The sequence below is a fragment of the Vibrio sp. Vb0667 genome (assembly GCF_033391095.1).
The window spans coordinates 1-1,028 of sequence record NZ_JAWPOL010000417.1 but is presented as its reverse complement, the minus strand read 5'-3'; the positions used below and the strand labels follow the sequence as shown (position 1 = coordinate 1,028).

The following is a 1,028-nucleotide window of genomic DNA, read 5'->3' as shown; positions in this document are numbered from 1 at the left end:
AGATGATGCTAGCAGCAAAGACAGAACGAGCAGAGCTAATAAAAGAATTATTATGAGCCGAACCATAATTCCGGAGTACCGAGCTAAATGAGTACAAGCTTGGCTGAAGGAACCACTGTAGACAAACGCACTTCTTTCTCCTGAAGTTAAAGTTGAAAAACCGAGTTCTCTACAACTCAGTTTTCACCTTAAAGCGCTCCGGCACTCATTTGCTTACCCATGATAATTTATTTTTCATGTAGTTAACAAGAATTCTAGGTAGCTACGTCATGCATTGGTCTGATTCGCTGGATAGTTCGGCGCTGTTTGTTCTTTAGTTGGATGTGACACAGTTCCAGCACCAAACCAAACGCCATCGCAAAGTACACATACCCTTTATTGATATGGATTGCGAAGCCTTCGGCCATCAGCAAGCCACCCAGCAATACTAGGAACAGTAGCGCTAAGGTTTTGAAACCAGGGTAACGGGTAACTAGGTTATTGATCTTCTCAGCAGTCATAACCATGACCAATGCAGAAGCAATAATTGCAGCAACCATAAGCGGTACTTCACTTGTTAAACCGACTGCTGTGATGACAGAATCCATCGAGAATACCGCATCAACCGCAACGATTTGTAACAAAACCACCGCCAATCCCGTGCGCACATGGGTAGAGTGATTGGTTTCATTGTGAGTTAACCAGCTCCAAAGCTCTTTTAAGCTTTTCGCTAACAAAAACGCACCACCCAAGATCATTATCATATCTCGACCTGTCACTGCATGGTTTGCAACGCTAAATAGTGGTTGGGTAAGTTGCATGATCCATGTGATAGAAAACACCAATCCAATACGCGCGAACACCGCAAGACCAATACCTAGGTTTCGTGCGAGCTTTCTCTGGTGGGATGGCAATCTTTCACATAAAACGGAAATAAAGACGACGTTATCTACGCCTAAAACAACTTCGAGAGCAAATAAGGTGGCAAATATCACCCATGCTTCAGGCTGCATGAAAAGTTCTAACATGAGTATGCCTCCTGAGAATGG

General features: G+C 43.7%; 1 protein-coding gene. It reads right to left on the bottom strand.

Annotated elements, in window-relative coordinates; genetic code table 11:
- Nucleotides 1-254 precede the first annotated feature (254 nt).
- A complete protein-coding gene (locus tag R8269_RS26335) occupies nucleotides 255-1,007 on the bottom strand; it encodes a TerC family protein (protein ID WP_025816756.1) in 753 nt (250 codons plus the stop codon).
- Nucleotides 1,008-1,028: the final 21 nt, after the last annotated feature.